Raw genomic sequence first — 17328 nt, forward strand, 5'->3', positions numbered from 1 at the left:
CGCTACCTTACTGATTCAGGTTACCTTATTTTCTATCGCCGAAGGTTACTCGGTATCCTCAATAGAAAAGCGGGTTAGCAAACAAACGATTATCTGTTTGATGCAAAATGTGCTGGCTCATATTGGTCTAGGTGTTAGCGCAATTAGACACTGTCGTGGGATTAACTGAAGCGTTTGGTTATACGGATTTGGCTGCCAGCGAAAATGAGCTAAACCGAGTTACAGTATAGGTGGAAACGGCTCAGGTTATGCTTTTGAAATTGCGTGCTGCTGGCTTGAATCAGTGATAACACTGGGGTTTTTAGCTCGCACCACCAAAGCACGGGTACTCGACACACTTGCCTGGCTCAATGAAATTGGTAATGACGCACAGACAGCACGTCTAAATATGATAAAACTAAGTGATCAGTAAAAATGGTACAATGGGGGCAGAATTGGCAGCGTCTCAGCAAAATGTCAAATGAGATACACTCATTAATTCGACCTTTTTAGCCACTGATCAACAGGCAGTGGCGCTGCGTTGATATTTCTTCGCCAAGGCGATGAAGTGGCTCAAGGTTAAATAAATAACGATTAAATTAACATCTAAAGTAGTATTGAGCACAGTGAATACTATTAAGTACTTTAAGCTGAACTTTTACTATTGTTTTAATATTATTTTTAATATAAATATTGGCAATAAAAATAAAAGTTAACAATTTAATACCATAATCTTGAATTTACCAAACAGTTTAGAGTGAAGCGAATAAGCAAAAGGAAACTCATTTATGTCAAATAGTAATAAAATAATCGATACTGAAACTATGATTGAAAATCTTGGTAAGCAGGCTAAAGCCGCAGCCAAGATTCTGGCCAGTGCCACTACCGAACAAAAAAACCAAGCATTAACCGTTGCCGCCGATGCGTTACGTCAGAATACGCCAGCACTACTTGAAGCAAATGCTTTAGACGTTTTAAGGGTTAGAAAAGCGGGTAAAGCTGAGTCATTTATTGATCGCCTTGAATTGAATCCTGAAAGAGTCGAAGCTATGGCTGTCGCCTTAGAAAGCATTGCCAAACTACCCGATCCTATTGGTCGAGCCCTGGCAGAATTTGATCGTCCCAATGGCCTAAAAATAACCCGTGTATCAACACCTATCGGTGTTATTGGTATGATCTATGAGTCTCGCCCCAATGTGGGTGCAGATGCTGGTGCCTTATGTTTAAAGTCAGGTAATACGGTGATATTGCGCGGCGGCTCTGAAAGTCTTAATTCTACTCGCATTATTGTTGAGTGTATGGCAACAGGCTTGCGTGCAGCTAATTTACCAACCACTTGTATACAACTCGTTGATACCGATGACCGTTCTGCCGTTGCTGCATTACTGCGTTGTGCTGAATATGTAGACTTAGTTATCCCTCGTGGTGGCCGTGGCCTTGTAGAGCTAGTGAGAAACGAAGCTCAGGTGCCAACATTGTTGCATCTCGATGGCAACAATCACATTTATATTGATAAAGACGCCGACTTAGCAAAAGCATTGAGTATTGTTAAAAATGCCAAACTACGTAGAACCGGTGTTTGTGGTGCGACCGAAAGTTTAGTCGTAAACCAAGCAATAGCTGCTGAGTTTTTGCCTAAATTGCTTAATACCTTAGACAGTTGTGAAGTTCGAGGTGACCTTGCAGCCCAAGCCTGTGACGCACGAATTAATCCCGCTAATGACGCTGACTGGGACACCGAATATCTTGACGCTATTTTATCGGTCAAAGTTGTAGACGACTTAGAAGAAGCGCTTGATTTTATCGACCAGCACTCGTCTAAGCATACTGACGCTATTATTACTGAAAACGCAGAAACAGCAGAAATTTTTATGCGTGCAGTTGATTCAGCGGTAGTGATGCATAATGCATCAACCCAGTTTTCAGACGGTGGTGAATTTGGTATGGGCGCTGAAATCGGTATTGCTACCGGTAAAATTCACGCACGTGGACCTGTAGGTCTTGAGCAACTAACGATATTTAAATATCGTGTTGCTGGCCAAGGACAAATCCGTCCTTAATCCTAAGCACAAGATGACTAAGTAAAACAAAAAGCTATTAAGCACTATTGATTAATAGCTTTTTGTTTACTGTATCTTTGTGCAGGCCGTCAATTTCGATAAGATGATGAAATAGAAAAGTGTCTAGCGTTTTATTTTTAAAAACGGTTTACGTTTTTACACTGTCTATGTTCATGTACCCTTCTTGTACATTTAAAATTTTTGATCCTTGACGTTTTATTAACTATTGCTTACTTAATACCCCATAAGTCACCCTGCAAAAATAAAATGATAAAAACATAAAATCAAAACCAACAAATCGTTAAAAAAACTTTGCTAACCCGTGTTAACTAGGTAAGCTCAAACCAAAGCATTAATAACTACAATAATAATTATCATTTATGAGTAATATCAGAGATTCATTTCATTCGAGAATAGGTTTTGTTCTCGCTGCCGCGGGTTCGGCCATTGGTTTAGGCAATATTTGGGGTTTTCCAACTCAAGCAGCCAATAATGGTGGTGGCGCCTTTTTATTTGTTTATTTAGTCGTTACCGTATTACTGGCCCTACCGGCACTTTATGCCGAAGTTTATATTGGCAACCAAGCACAGAAAAACCCAGTTTCAGCATTAGAAGATGCTTGTCGCGACACCGCACCAAGGCTGGGTAAATATGCCGGTTTGATTGGTTTAGGCGGCGCCATCATGATGTTAAGTTTCTACACCATTGTGGCTGGCTGGATGCTCGCACATGCAATATCACCACTTGCAGAGTTATTGGGTTATCATGATATTTCTCAGTGGCTTGCTACATCAAGCACGTTAAGAAATTTATTATTTACACCCGTTTTTATATTACTTGGCGCGGCTATTATTCATCAAGGGGTTAACGCCGGCATTGAAAAATGGTCTGCGCGATTAATGCCAGTTTTATTGATCATGCTAGTCGCATTAATTACTTACATATTGCAACAACCCGGGGCAGAAAAAGGTTTAAGAACATATTTAATACCCGATTTTTCACAGGTCACTAATCCAAAGTTAATTATTTCTGCCATGGGCCAAGCCTTTTTCTCACTCTCTATTGGCGTTGGTGGCATGATGGTTTACGGATCTTATATGAAGAAAGATGACGATATAGGTAAGCTCGCTATTTCTATTACCGTACTCGATACCTTTATTGCTTTTATGGCTGGTTTATTAATTATTCCAGCACTTTATGTTGCAGAAGCTGCCGGACAGCAAGTATTTCAAGGTGATAAGTTAATTGGTGAAGGTCAACTTATTTTCAACATATTGCCAGAGCTTTTTAACTCTATGGGCAACATAGGCATGGTAGTAGCCATAGGCTTTTTTTCGTTATTATCCATTGCTGCCCTCACCTCGACGATTTCTTCAACAGAAGTACCTGTGGCTTATCTTGTTGAAGATAAAAATCTTAGCCGTTCTAAGGCAACTTGGTTGGTATCAGCCATTGTATTAACCGCCAGTATGACCATAATCACATTTTTTGATAGCCTGTTTGGTATGGTGATTCGTGTACTTACGACTATTTTACAGCCACTGAGCTGTTTGTTTTACTTTATTGTTGTTGGCTGGTTATGGAAACGCGGTAACAAGCTACGCGATGTTTCTTTGCAAGAAGGCAGAAAATGGTTACCCATATGGGGCAATTATTTACGCTTTGTTTGTCCGTTATTGTTAACGGTAGTATTTGTCAATGTGGCTATATTAAATTAAGTCAAATAGATGAAATGCTAATGGCGCGATTAGCGTAAAACCATGATTTAAAAACGTCACTATACACGGCTGTAGGGACGTTTTTTAAAGCATCATCATCCCACTCTAACTCAGTATTTATGCCGTAAACTTATGTGGCTTAAAGCCTATTTTCACTGGAAGCCTTGTTAACCCAATAGGCATATAAGCGTTTATATGCTCAACTATTGGCTCATATTATTGCCAGTTATTTTTAGCTCTGTGTAATACTGGATGGGCTAATTTTACACTTTATTTAGTATTGAGCTTTGAAGTTATTGTCCAAGTGAAATACCGAAGTAAAATATCGACGGGGCAACTTGGTATTTAGCGTTAACTGTTAACACTTACTGACAGCCATGAGCAAATAATTTATGCCCTATAATGATTGAGCATTAACCTACTGCTGCTAGAACACTCAGTTATAGCCGTATTTATTCCTATGTTATCGCTACACTCTCTTCTTCCTCTGCTTCTTTTTCACTTTCTTCTTTATCTTCTTGCTTTAATTCTACCTGCTCTATTTTATCAAAACGGTTGCTAATCTTATCCGCTGAGGTATGGATTTGTTTTACGTCACTTGCCGCTTGATCAATATGTTTTGCTAAATTGGCAAAACGGCCCTTAAAGCGAGAAAAATCAGTCGAAAGATGCGATAAATGCGCTTGAATAACATGTATTTGTTTGCGGGTTGCTTCGTCTTTTAACACTGAACGTGCGGTGGTTAAAATCGCCATCAGTGTCGTTGGCGAGGCTAACCAAACGCGTTTTTTATTGGCATAATCAACCAAGTCACCGTGGTGTGCATGTATTTCTGCAAAAATAGCTTCTGCTGGAATAAACATTATCGCGCCATCGGCAGTTTCTTTTTCAATTAAATATTTATCACTGATATCATTAATATGCTTCTTAATATCAATTTTAAATTGCCGCTCTGCTGCTTTGCGCTCAAATTCACCTAAGGTATTGTCAGCCATTTTTTTATAGCTTTCTAGCGGAAACTTGGAGTCAACCACCACATTACCGGTTGGCTTAGGTAGAAATAAAATACAGTCAGCAATTTTACCGTTTGACAAGGTATGTTGCAGTGAAAAGTGCTGTTCAGGTAATACGTTACGAATTAAAGCATTTAACTGTACTTCGCCAAAAGCACCACGTGAGCGTTTATCTGACAGTACTTCTTGCAAGCTCACCACATTAGTGGACAGTTCAGTAATTTTTTTCTGTGCATCATCAATTAAGGCTAATCGTTGTAAAATGTCATTAAAGGTTTTGGTGGTTTTTTCGAAGCCGTCGGCTAAACGCTTTTCGACTTGACCACTAATATCTTTTAGACGGTTATCGGTTGAAATCGTTAATTCATCAATTCTTTTAGCCATTTGCTCACTGGATAAATGCAGTGATTTTGCCATTTCTTCTCGGCCAAGTTTAGAGGTTGCTGTAAGTTGGCTAGATAATTGTTCTGTGGCGTTGCGTTGATTATCATTAAAAGTAACGTGGTGTTCATATAAGGTCTTTTTAAGTTGCTCACTATGGCTATACAGTTGCTGGGCTTGTTTTTCACCTTGCTCACCATGTTGGCGTAATAATTTTAATTTAAAATCAGAAATTTGCTGCTCAAAGTAAGTTTTCAATTCACTTTGCTGATGAGCTAATTGTTGATGATTAAAACTTAACTGTTGTTGTAGTTGCTGCTGATTATTGCCGTTAACTTCATAACTAAGGTTTACTTTTTCAACTAACTGCTGCAAAAGTTGCTGCTGTGCTAAAAAGGATACTTGGCTATTTTTTACTTGACGAAATAACACTAATGCGATGATAATTAAACTAATAATTAACACTAACACCATAAAAACCAAGACAGGGAAGTTATCTAAAGCTAACCAAGGTGAATTGAATGGGAAGTTAAGTGAAGAGTTGGATAGTGAATTCATTGTAAAGCCAAATACTGTAAATATTAACAGTTATTAAAGCATACTTTATTAATAAGGTTAATCGTTATTTAACATCAACCCAGGTCAGTTAATGAATATATATTTAACCAATATAAACAATTTATCAATAACCTAAAAATACACGTTTAAATTTATGCAACACAAAATAATCACTATTTTAGTTTTATCTTGTCACAAAGCTTGATTTCAGTCACAACAGCTAGCCATGAGCAAACAATAAAAAATCTAGTAGTGAAAATTATTTGTTCATACCCATTTCATTAATTAGGCAGTCTATTTTATACGCAGAAAAAATGGCCAAATATAAGGCATTTATTTAATCACTAGTTGGGCTAATTATTAAATAAATAACGCAGTAGTGGGTTATTTCAACCAGTAAAAATGATCAGATAATTAGTGAGATTGGTATCAGTAACGTGAAACAGCCATGCCTGAGGTTATTAGATTCTGTCGCCAAATTTATCGATAATAGCAACGGCACCGTCACAAACCGCAATGATAGATTTATCCACTTTAAAGCTTGCGGGGATCACGACTCGACCGCTTTTACTTTGCGGAAACGTGCGCACTTCATGCATAAGTTTTAATGATATATTACTATAAAAAATGATAGTAATAAGGCGATGTTCAACATCGTTATGTTTGTCCATTAATAATTTGCAACCTTTCAAATTTAGCTTTATAACTAGATGAATTAGTTCAAATTTTACAGCAGAAATCCAAATCCGTCATGCAATTAATTAACTGCCTGTTTTTATTATATTAAACAATACTCCCACTTTTACATGTAATATTTTAATAACATTTAAGCAGCGATTCGATAACATTTCACTGGTATTTTGGCTAGTTTTATTGATATTAAGATACCTTTATTTTAACAAAAAAAACGCCCTTATGGGCGTTTATACTAATCTAACGGATTATTTTTCTTTTGATTTTCTGTCTAGCTCTTCAATTTTTACTTGCCAAATTGCTGGGCCAGTGACATGAACTGATTCACCTAAACTATCAACGGCGACAGTGACTGGCATATCTTCAACCACAAATTCGTAAATAGCTTCCATACCCATATCTTCAAAAGCCACTACTTTTGCTTTCTTAATAGCTTTAGAAACTAAATAGGCTGCGCCGCCCACCGCCATTAAATAGACCGACTTATGATTTTTAATCGACTGAACGGTTTCAGGGCCACGTTCGGCTTTACCGATAGTGCCTAGCAAACCTGTTTCGGCAAGCATCATTTCAGTAAACTTATCCATACGGGTTGCTGTTGTTGGTCCTGCTGGGCCTACTGCTTCATCGCCTATCGCATCAACCGGACCCACGTAGTAAATAAATTTATCCGTAAAGTCTACCGGCAGTTTCTCTCCAGCAGCTAACATTTCTTGAATACGTTTATGCGCTGCGTCACGACCGGTTAAAATGGTGCCGCTAAGTAAAACGGTTTCGCCGGTTTTCCAGGTACTAATATCCGCTTTTGATAACTCATCAACGTTAACGCGACGAACATTTTCACCCACTTCCCAGGTAATTTCTGGCCAATCTTCTAATTTAGGTGGCGTTAAGTCGGCAGGACCGGAGCCGTCAAGATGAAAGTGTACATGTCGAGTTGCCGCACAATTTGGGATCATCACTACGGGTTTTGACGCCGCATGAGTCGGCACTGACATGATTTTGATATCAACAACCGTTGTTAAGCCACCCAAGCCTTGAGCGCCAATACCGAGTTTATTTACCCTATCGTAAATTTCTAAACGTAATTCTTCTTCGGCATTTTCTGGACCACGGTCGATAAGGTCTTGAATATTGACGGGTTCCATTAAGCTTTCTTTAGCTAATACACCGGCTTTTTCAGCTGTTCCACCAATACCTATGCCCAGCATACCTGGCGGACACCAACCAGCGCCCATAGTGGGTAAAGTTTTAACAACCCAGTCGGCAATAGAGTCACTTGGGTTTAACATCGCCATTTTAGATTTGTTTTCACTGCCGCCGCCTTTGGCCGCGATCATCACGTCTATTTGATCACCTGGCACCATCTCAATATGCACAACCGCTGGCGTATTATCCTTCGTGTTGATGCGCTTACCTGCCGGGTCAGAAACAATAGATGCACGTAATGGGTTATCAGGATTAAGATAAGCACGACGAGTACCTTCATCCACCATTTGTTGTACTGTCATATCCGTGTTATCCCACTGCACAGCCATACCCACTTTGACGAAACAGGTAACAATACCAGTATCTTGACAAATAGGTCGCTTGCCATGAGCCGACATACGCGAGTTAATTAAGATTTGCGCAATGGCATCTTTAGCTGCCTGGCTTTCTTCTTTGTGGTAGGCCTTTTCCAGTGCTTGAATAAAATCTAGTGGATGGTAATAAGAAATATATTGCAGCGCGTCTGCAACACTTTCGATTAAATCTTTTTGTTTAATAATGGCCATAACGGTCTCTTTTTTATTAATTGGGCGAGAGAAGAGTTGAAAGTTATAAATTTGCCGATATCATACCTTGCTTGTTAAAGACCTACTAGTATCAAATGGTCTAATAATAACGATCAAATATAGCAACCCCACTTCGAACTGCAGCATTGAATAGCTCAAGGTAGTTTGAATATAATGACTTAACATAAAACCTGTGAGAATATTTTGCCGACTAATTCACCAACGCAGCTATCCGCTAAATTACTTCAGCTTGATCTAAGCTTTGATAGTCAGTCACTTTTTGCCACACTGGCTGAGCAACCTTGGGCAATGTGGCTAGACTCCTGTGAAAGTAGCCATGTTGATAGCCGCTATGACATTATGGTTTGGCAACCTAATACCACACTAACCACTGTCGGTAATGTGACTCGCATTAACCATAAAATCGACAACAGTGAGTATCACAGTCATGACGACCCATTATTGTTATTGAAACGTGAACAAAAGGAAATCTTTAGTCATCTCGAGATTACGGAACACGACTTACCTTTTAAAGGCGGTGCAGTCGGCTATTTCGCCTACGATTTAGGTAAACGTTTTGAGGCCATAAAACAGCAAAACAGTAAAGATATTGATATACCTGAAATGGCCATTGGTATCTACCAACATGCGGTGATCTATGATCGAAAATTACAACAATTTTGGTTGTTATGTCTTGATGAACAAAGAGCGGATTTTATTGCATTTTTTAACCGCGCCCTTTTGCAAAATAAAGCGCAAGCTGCTGAACAGGTAGTTGAGCTAAAAGCGCCAGAAAATAATTTCAAGTTAACTACGCCGTGGCAATCAAATATGGCACCGGAACAATATCGCGATAAATTTAAGCAAGTGCATGACTACCTGCTGTCTGGCGATTGTTATCAAATTAATCTAGCCCAGCGTTTTACCGCCCAGTATGCTGGTAGTGAATATCAAGCGTATTGTGCCTTGAGACAAGCAAACATAGCTCCTTTCTCAGCTTTTTTACGTTTTGAGGAGAGTGCTATTTTAAGTATTTCACCTGAGCGATTTTTACAACTGGTCGATAATAAAGTACAAAGTAAGCCGATTAAGGGTACTCGGCCGCGCAGCGATGATGCAGCCCAAGATCAAGCTAACGCCATTGAACTGCAGCAGGCCAGTAAAGATAAAGCCGAAAACTTAATGATAGTTGATCTGTTACGTAATGATATCAGTCGTGTTTGTCTACCCGGCACAGTAACCGTGCCAGCACTTTTTGCCATTGAAAGCTTTCCAGCCGTGCATCACTTAGTTAGCACGGTTGAAGGGGAGATAGACCCACAGTATGATGGCAGCGATTTATTACGTGCAGCGTTTCCTGGCGGTTCTATTACCGGTGCGCCAAAAATAAGAGCCATGGATATCATAGAAGAATTAGAGCCTCACCAACGTAGTATTTATTGCGGCTCTATTGGATATTTGTCAGCTTGCGGTAATATGGATACTAGCATCACCATTCGCACTTTAGTTTGTCATGATCAGCAAATACATTGTTGGGCTGGTGGTGGCTTAGTCGCCGATTCAAATGTTGACAGCGAGTATCAAGAAACTTACGATAAAGTGCGTAAAATTTTGCCGGTATTAAGCCAACTAAACTTGGTATAATTTAAGCTTGAGTATCCAGCATAAAGTCCCTCCAAACGCCAAGTAGCCCCTGAGAACTAGGCACTTTTAAAGTAACGTTAAGGTGTGTATGACTAGAGAAGAATTTATACAGCGCTTTCAAATGCAAGCATTACCCGCTTCAGCACATAAATTTCGCTACCAACATAAGCTTAAAAGTGCCGCGGTGTTAATCCCCATTGCCAATTATCAAGGTCAACTTGAAGTGGTGTTAACCAAACGTGCTAGCCATCTTACCCATCACCCAGGACAAATCAGTTTTCCAGGTGGCAAAGTAGAGCGCTATGATGATGATATGATCGCAACGGCACTGCGTGAAACACAAGAAGAAATAGGCCTACACGCTAGCTGCATTGATGTACTTGGGCAACTTAAGCCTTACCAAACTATTTCAGGTTATGAAGTAACGCCGATTGTCGCCATTATATCAAATAACAGCAGCTATCAAATTGACCTAAATGAAGTTTCAGAAGTTTTTCATGTGCCTTTATCACACTTTTTGCAACGACAACACCATATTCAAGTACCACTTTATCATGAAGGCAAGCAACACAATGTGCACTATATGCCTTATCTACACTACAATATTTGGGGAGCAACCGCGGCTATGTTGCATGACTTGAGTATTTTATTAAACCAAAGAAACTAGCGTGATACGCATTAGATCAACAGTCAATTAATGCGTATCACGCTAGAGCCAAGCGATAAAAATATTAGCTATAGTTATACGCATTGAAGCGATATTTTGTGTTGCATACTGAAAGCTTTCAGCTACAATAACCGAACAAAATTTTACTTCCACCCACTTATAACAGTATTTATTCAGGTTTTCTTATGATTAGTGTATTTGATATGTTTTCAATCGGAATTGGCCCATCCAGTTCTCATACCGTTGGCCCAATGAAAGCAGCAAAATTGTTTGTTAAAAATCTTATAGCAGACAATAAATTAATTAAGACAGATCGCGTGAAATGTGAACTGTTTGGCTCATTAGGTCAAACAGGTATTGGTCATGGTACCGGTAAAGCCGTTATTCTAGGATTGACTGGGCAAAGCCCTGAAACCATTCCAGTTGATTCTATAGAGTCTATTTTAGCTGAGGTTGTAGCGAGCGAAAAAATAAACCTGAATATGCAAAGTTTTGTTGCTTTCCCTAAAGCGAGTGCCATTATCTACCATCGCAGAAAGTCCCTGCCCGCACATGCTAACGCCATGACATTTTTTGCTTATAGTAATGATGTTGTGATCTTTGAAGAAACCTATTACTCCATTGGTGGTGGCTTTATTGTTAAAGATTCCGATTTTGAAAAAGAAAAAGACAAAGCCCTATCAACTCATGCCAATATTGATCGCCCTCACCGTTTTTCTAGTGCTGATAAGCTGTTAGAAATAGCCAACGAAAAAGGCTTAAGTATTAGTACTATCATGATGGATAACGAGAAATGTTTGCAAGATGAGTCCAGTATTCGCTCGGGTCTCATAGAAATATGGGATGCCATGAAAGCAAGTATTGCACGTGGCATAGTCACCGAAGGTATATTGCCTGGCGGTTTAAAAGTCATCCGAAGAGCGCCCGCTTTACATAGAGCACTATGCGTTGAAAAAAATACCGATCCACTGTCAGCCATGGACTGGGTTAATTTGTTTGCCTTAGCGGTAAATGAAGAAAATGCGGCCGGCAGTCGTGTGGTGACAGCGCCAACCAATGGCGCAGCAGGTATTCTTCCCGCTGTATTATCTTACTACGATAAATTTATTAAACCCGTAGATGACCAAGACTGTATTCGTTATTTATTAACCGCGGCCGCCATCGGAATTTTATATAAAACCAATGCGACTATTTCTGGTGCAGAAGGCGGATGCCAAGCAGAAGTAGGTGTTGCATGTTCAATGGCAGCGGGTGCATTAACAGAAATTATGGGTGGCTCACCAGAGCAAGTAGAAAATGCCGCGGAAATAGGTATGGAACATAACTTAGGATTAACTTGTGACCCCGTAGGAGGCCTGGTACAGGTTCCTTGTATCGAACGTAATGCCATGGGTTCAGTAAAAGCGATCAACGCTTCTCGTTTGGCGCTTAGAGGTACAGGTAAGCAAAAGGTATCATTGGATAAAGTGATCAAAACTATGTGGGATACAGGTAATGATATGAAAACCAAATATAAAGAAACCTCACGTGGCGGCTTAGCGGTTAATATTACTGAGTGTTAGTATTCACTTTTATGTAAAAATAAGCGCTTCAAAACAAAAAAACCGTATTAAATAATACGGTTTTTTTATAGCTACTTTAACGTTTAACGCATAGGTAACTTAATATTGGCAAACATTTCATCTATCTCAGCATTATTTTTCAATAAAATAGCTTTAGTGACTAAATCTCGATTTAAATGTGGTGCAAAACGCTCAATAAAGTCAAACATATAACCACGTAAAAAAGTGCCACGTCTGAAACCGATTTTCACCGTACTTGGGCTAAATAAGTGACTTGCATCAATAGTCACTAAATCATGATCAATTTTAGGATCCATCGCCATGGTGGCAATAACCCCAACACCCACACCTAATCGGACATAAGTTTTAATCACATCAGCATCTGTTGCTGTAAAAGCAATTTTAGGTTCGACACCCATTTCATTAAAAGCGTCGTCTAGTTCTGAGCGGCCAGTAAAGCCAAAGACGTATGTTACTAACGAGTATTGAGCGATATCTTCAATAGTGATATTTTTTTTACTAGCGAGTGGATGATCCGCTTTTACAATAATACTGCGATTCCAATGGAAACAAGGCAACATCACTAAGTCGTTGTACAAATGCAAAGACTCGGTCGCAATAGCAAAGTCAGCATCACCTTTACTTGCCGCATCACTAATTTGAGAAGGTGTACCTTGGTACATATGTAATGAAACTTTTGAATATTTCTTCATGAAGCCTTGAATAACTTCAGGCAAAGCGTAACGCGCTTGAGTATGAGTCGTTGCAATACGTAGTTTGCCCTCATCGGGTTGCGTATGTTCTCGAGCCACCGCTTTAATCGCTTCAACTTTCGACAAAATTTCTGTCGCTATGTTAATAACTTCATTTCCCGCAGGCGTAACATGAGTTAAGTGTTTGCCACTGCGACCAAAAATTTGAATGCCGAGTTCGTCTTCAAGCATTCGTACTTGCTTACTAATACCAGGTTGCGAGGTAAAAAGACTTTCAGCGGTGGCGGAAACATTTAAGTTATTATTAAGTACTTCGACGATATAACGGAGTTGTTGCAGCTTCATAATTACCATTCAGAGTTTTCTTAGAAGAAAAATATATACTTAAATAGACATTTATTCCATGTTATTTTTTACATTATATACAAATAACTTACTAATTACCCATTTGATAACAAAATAAGTCGCTAATCAGTTAATAGAATCGAGCCATTGAAATGTAACAAACAAGCTAATGCTGCCAAATACTTAAAAGAAGCCGCTTTATCCTTTGCATCATCGAACAATTTTTGTAGACTGGCGTATTAGTAATTTATATTTATCATAATAGAGAATTAAACATGGGCATTATCTTCGCTTTAATTATCGCTTTAATTATCATTGTCGTAGTACTGGGTGCAATTCAACAGCACAAAGAAAAAGTACAACGAGAAAAGCGAACTAAAGCAGCAAAACAAAAAGCCATAATCGATGAAACGGAAGAATTACTTTTAAGTATTGCCAACCTACCAAATAATCCACATTTAGTTCTGATACTTAATAAACGCAGTTTAAATGCAGCAAAATCTATGGCGAAAATATTACCAGATGATAAGCCGTTAATTAAACGCATAAGAGAAATGCAAGGGCGCGTCAGTACTAGCACATCTGACACTAACCATGAAACGGGTGAGCAAATTTTTATTTTGCCTGACAATGAGCAACAATTAGTCTCCGCTTTACAATGCATAAAAAAATTGCGAGTAATATTAAAATCAGAACAGTCCAAAGGTAATGTAGATGTACAAACCTTTGCTCAAGAAGAACATAAATTATCAGCTATGCAACTTAAAATTGGCGTAGAAACCTTGCAAAAACGTGGCGTAATAGCCTACCAAAAAGAAATGCTGGGGTCGGCAAGACAATATTTAGAAAAAGCCTTACAAACGATATCAGAAAGCCCTATTCAAACTGAATACTGTCTTAGCAAGCGTGAGGAAATACAAAACGTACTAGACGATATTACTTCTTCGTTGAACAATACAAACGCTAAAGATGCCGCTAAAAAAACCAAAACAGAAGAAGATGATTTAGACTTACTATTTCAACCAAAGAAAAAATGGTAATCCGTTATCTATGGCAAATAACTTTCAGCAATGCGAGTTGTTATGGCTAACTTCTGATGAAAACGCCAAAAAATCATATCCCTTATATTGCTCTACCCTCTTTTTTGCGTCGGGTGCTAAAGGCCTACGCACTTAAAGCCTTAATCCGTGAGCAAGGCTGCGAAATTAGCCGAATTGGTCGCTCACGGAACTGGCAGTTAAAAGCAACTTTTGAACAACTAGAACAAACCATTAGCCTAATAGAGCAAAGTGAAGAAACAAGTTGGCAATGGCTAGCAACACACCTATCCAAGCAGCGTAGGAATTTAGGCTTTGACATGTTATTAACTATTGCTCAAAAGAAACCTGAAATAACAGTCTCTGAGCTCATGCAACGCACAGACTGCACAATAGGGGAAGCAAGAAGGGTAATAGATACCCTCGAATTTGGTTAAAATAAAGCTTGGCGGCCATTGAGTTAGTTAACGACCTAATTAACCATAATTAAAGATATATCTACACACATCAACTCAATTTATGTGGAGAAGTGGTAATTGTAACTTGGGCTCAACGCAGCTTTGGATAACTTTAACTGGCACAGGTGGTCAATAACTGAAGACAATCAAATAATACATTGATAAATAAATTTTAATAAAAAAAGTGATGCATCAGCGCAATAAATCACTTTATTACAGAAGAGATTCAGATGAGCCCAGAAAATAAAACCGTACTGTTATTCGATCTTGATGGCACTTTAGTTGACAGTGCTCCCGATCTTGCTGCAGCGATCAACAAAATGCTGCTAGCATTAAACTTAACGACATTTCCCCAAGAAATTATCCGTGGTTGGGTAGGTAATGGTGCAAAAACCTTAGTTGAACGTGCTTTACAACACTCTTGCGACAACAATGCAGCTGTAGATAACAGCTTAAGTGAAGCAAAAGTAAACGAAGCTTTGGCGATTTTCTTAAATTACTACCAACAGTTTTTATGCGTTGAATCAAGCTTATATAAGGGAGTAAGAGAAACCTTATTAGCCTTAAAGGATCAGGGCTATCGGTTAGCGATTATCACTAATAAACCCACAGAGTTTATCGAACCTATTATTACTGGCTTTGAACTTAAGGGGTTATTTGAGTTACAACTGGGTGGTGACAGTTTAATCGAACGCAAACCGCATCCTTTACCACTTTTGCATGCCTGTAAAACATTAAAAGTTTCAGTAGCGCAATGTATAATGATAGGCGACTCTAAAAACGATATCTTGGCGGCAAAGGCGGCAAACATACAAAGCATTGGCTTAACTTATGGATATAACTATGGCGAAGATATTAGAGTCTATCAACCTGACTGGTGCTTAGATACCTTCGCTGAGTTGTTAGACTTACTCAGATAACATAAAATTAGCTAACATAAAATTTTTCGCTAACGCTGCAGGATAATCCCGTTGGCGAGCAAACATAATCGCTTTATTAGTCACCTCTGCTTCTGAACATTGTAAAGTGACAGGAAAATAATAGTCATGCAAATGCTCACCCACTTGCGCTGAGCTAACTAAGCCAACATCAAGCAGGTTTTGTAAAATAACATCAGCGGCTGTCAATGCAGAAGATGCTTTTACTATTTCGGTGCGAGCATAATGCTTACCATGAAAAGAAACATCTGCCGCACGTAAGGTGGCATCATCGCCAGGAATTTGTTGTGCACCAAACATGGGCTTAGCCGCAACGTTTGCTTGCGAAAAATTAGTTATATATTGTGCAAGGTATTCAATAGAGCCTACTGTTCTATCCTTTATTAACTGTTCCGGCCATTGTTGCTCGATTTTTTTAATAAACCGCGATAACAATCTAGGCTGTGCACTCTGCTCAACGCTGGCCACTAAACCTTCGTCAAATAAAGTAATGTCTTGTGTCATACCATGTAATTGAAAATAACCATCAGGGTAAGGCGTTAACTGTGCCATACCATTGGGTGTGCCACGTTCACCATAAAAAACCACTTCTGGCCACAAGCCCTGACATTGTGACCAATGAGCAACATATGCAGCTTTAAATTCAACCATGCGTTCGCGCTTAGCATGCAGCATGTCATCAATCTCACCACTTTTGAAGCCACAGGCGTTAATAACATAATCAAAATCAGTCTGTCGGTGATTGTCATCTTGAGGATTTTTATAAGTTATACGCCACTTACTTGCGCTAGCTTGGTGTTCAATATTGATGACTTGGCTATTAAGTTTTAGCTGGCAACAAGGTAACCTTTCGATAGCGAGTGTGGCAATGGCAGCCATACGAAAAGCAGACCAACCATATTCTTGCACAAGCAGAACGGGAAATTTTAATTTGTCTAAATCCACTTGTTGAGCAAAAGCCACTAACCAGTCTTCATTAGCTTTAATCTGAGTGGGTAAAACTCGTTTCGCTAAACTCTCTAAAGCATTACGGTCAAATAACAGAAAATATTGCTCAGGATCACCCAACACTTTATTACTAACATTTTGCTGTACAAGTTCAGCGTAACGTTCACGCAGTTTAATTAAGCGAGGTAATAGGTCAATCACCTCACCTTGATCTGTTTTCGGTAAGGCAATAATAGTTGGGCGATAATTAACACTATGCGGAAAAACTTTTACCGTGTCTATTGACTGCTCCAATAGTGTTATACATTGTTGTTCAGAAATCTCTCGATATAAATTACCACCGGCATGCAAATGACAAAAAGGAGGGCCATTCACCAAACTCTTGCCTTTTTCTATCAACGTAGTGTTAATGCCTAGTTCAGCAAAACGTAAAGCAATAGTTGATCCCGCCACTCCGCCACCAATAATACCGACTTTTACACTTGAGTTTATAAATGGCTGTTCAGGAGTTAAGATTTTATTCATAAAGTTGACAATATAATACTTTCATTGGGAAGTTTCACGTAGAAGAACGTCATTTACATAGGGTATATGGACTATAAAACTATTTTGATGTACTTTTTTATATTGAAAAATAGTGCTTAAATAATCACGATACATAATAAAAATTAGTAGTTAAATAATCAAGTGATTCTGCATTAATATCTTGATATAAGTTATACCAATTCCGATAATTTTGTGATCTAATATCCTTAACAAAGGATTACTACATATGACTCAAAATTTATCACAAATTATTGCCACTACGACTAATGGTAGACTACGGATCCGATTACTTG

13 protein-coding genes are annotated in these 17328 nt (G+C 38.9%); 8 read left to right on the plus strand and 5 right to left on the minus strand.

Annotation, left to right across the window (positions count from 1 at the left end; genetic code table 11):
* Positions 1-767: 767 nt before the first annotated feature.
* Together H4J59_RS07285 and H4J59_RS07290 are read left to right on the plus strand one after the other, a co-directional pair.
* Complete coding sequence (locus H4J59_RS07285) at positions 768-2039, plus strand: glutamate-5-semialdehyde dehydrogenase (RefSeq protein WP_182238090.1); 1272 nt, start codon at positions 768-770, stop codon at positions 2037-2039.
* Between the two features lie 380 nt (positions 2040-2419).
* On the plus strand, positions 2420-3757 hold the full coding sequence (locus H4J59_RS07290) for a sodium-dependent transporter (protein ID WP_182238092.1): 1338 nt from the start codon (positions 2420-2422) through the stop codon (positions 3755-3757).
* A gap of 458 nt (positions 3758-4215) precedes the next feature.
* Here the strand turns inward: H4J59_RS07290 and H4J59_RS07295 are convergent, their stop codons facing one another.
* From H4J59_RS07295 to H4J59_RS07305, 3 genes are all read right to left on the minus strand, one after another.
* Positions 4216-5709 carry a DNA recombination protein RmuC gene (locus H4J59_RS07295; protein ID WP_182238094.1) on the minus strand — a complete coding sequence of 498 codons (1494 nt, stop codon included), beginning with the start codon at positions 5707-5709 and terminating at the stop codon, positions 4216-4218.
* A 461-nt stretch (positions 5710-6170) separates the two neighbouring features.
* Positions 6171-6380: a TIGR02922 family protein gene (locus tag H4J59_RS07300; protein ID WP_182238096.1), complete on the minus strand. Its 210-nt coding sequence runs from the start codon at positions 6378-6380 to the stop codon at positions 6171-6173.
* A gap of 270 nt (positions 6381-6650) precedes the next feature.
* Positions 6651-8177, minus strand: a complete 1527-nt coding sequence (locus H4J59_RS07305) for a fumarate hydratase (RefSeq protein ID WP_182238098.1) — start codon at positions 8175-8177, stop codon at positions 6651-6653.
* 204 nt (positions 8178-8381) lie between these two features.
* Here H4J59_RS07305 and pabB point away from each other — a divergent pair, with 204 nt between their 5' ends.
* From pabB to H4J59_RS07320, 3 genes are all read left to right on the plus strand, one after another.
* Entirely contained in the window at positions 8382-9821 is a 1440-nt protein-coding gene (gene pabB, locus H4J59_RS07310) for an aminodeoxychorismate synthase component I (protein WP_259369433.1), read from the plus strand.
* Between the two features lie 88 nt (positions 9822-9909).
* A complete protein-coding gene (locus tag H4J59_RS07315) occupies positions 9910-10488 on the plus strand; it encodes a CoA pyrophosphatase (protein WP_182238100.1) in 579 nt (192 codons plus the stop codon).
* Between the two features lie 185 nt (positions 10489-10673).
* Positions 10674-12050 carry an L-serine ammonia-lyase gene (locus tag H4J59_RS07320; protein ID WP_182238101.1) on the plus strand — a complete coding sequence of 459 codons (1377 nt, stop codon included), beginning with the start codon at positions 10674-10676 and terminating at the stop codon, positions 12048-12050.
* Between the two features lie 83 nt (positions 12051-12133).
* Here the strand turns inward: H4J59_RS07320 and cysB are convergent, their stop codons facing one another.
* Entirely contained in the window at positions 12134-13108 is a 975-nt protein-coding gene (cysB, locus tag H4J59_RS07325) for an HTH-type transcriptional regulator CysB (protein ID WP_182238121.1), read from the minus strand.
* A gap of 275 nt (positions 13109-13383) precedes the next feature.
* On the opposite strand from cysB, the gene H4J59_RS07330 reads away from it, so the two are divergent.
* The 3 genes from H4J59_RS07330 to H4J59_RS07340 all read left to right on the plus strand — a co-directional run bounded on the left by H4J59_RS07330 (position 13384) and on the right by H4J59_RS07340 (position 15523).
* Entirely contained in the window at positions 13384-14148 is a 765-nt protein-coding gene (locus H4J59_RS07330) for a hypothetical protein (RefSeq protein ID WP_182238103.1), read from the plus strand.
* Between the two features lie 56 nt (positions 14149-14204).
* Complete coding sequence (locus tag H4J59_RS07335; RefSeq protein ID WP_182238105.1) at positions 14205-14582, plus strand: ribosome recycling factor family protein; 378 nt, start codon at positions 14205-14207, stop codon at positions 14580-14582.
* A gap of 251 nt (positions 14583-14833) precedes the next feature.
* On the plus strand, positions 14834-15523 hold the full coding sequence (locus H4J59_RS07340; RefSeq protein WP_182238107.1) for a phosphoglycolate phosphatase: 690 nt from the start codon (positions 14834-14836) through the stop codon (positions 15521-15523).
* Here H4J59_RS07340 and H4J59_RS07345 read toward each other — a convergent pair.
* Positions 15512-17014, minus strand: coding sequence for an FAD-dependent oxidoreductase (locus H4J59_RS07345; protein ID WP_182238109.1), 1503 nt, complete (start codon positions 17012-17014; stop codon positions 15512-15514). The genes H4J59_RS07340 and H4J59_RS07345 overlap by 12 nt on opposite strands.
* Positions 17015-17328 lie beyond the last annotated feature (314 nt).

The sequence above is a fragment of the Colwellia sp. MB02u-10 genome (assembly GCF_014077185.1).
In the GTDB taxonomy this organism is placed as follows: domain Bacteria; phylum Pseudomonadota; class Gammaproteobacteria; order Enterobacterales; family Alteromonadaceae; genus Cognaticolwellia.